General features: G+C 35.0%; 1 protein-coding gene. It reads right to left on the reverse strand.

Going from position 1 to position 217, the window contains the following annotated elements:
• Positions 1-217 (reverse strand): MBG-2 domain-containing protein (locus FLACHUCJ7_RS25070; RefSeq protein ID WP_180910964.1); only part of this gene is annotated, 217 nt, incomplete at both ends.

Raw genomic sequence — 217 nt, forward strand, 5'->3', positions numbered from 1 at the left:
ATCTGCCGTTACTGTAATAGGTTTTGCCGTAATAGTAAAATCTTTGCTTACATAAGTAATGTTATAATTAGAACCGGCACTTAAGTTTCCTTGTGTAATAGCATAGTTTCCAATATTTTCTCCAGCAGTTCTGCTTAAAGCTCCTGTGAAAGAATCACCACTTACTAAGCTTGGAGAAACCGTATAAGTAAAAACAGGATCTGTTGTTCCATATACT

Origin of the sequence: Flavobacterium salmonis (assembly GCF_903819435.1) — a bacterium.
GTDB classification, from domain to species: domain Bacteria; phylum Bacteroidota; class Bacteroidia; order Flavobacteriales; family Flavobacteriaceae; genus Flavobacterium; species Flavobacterium chungangense.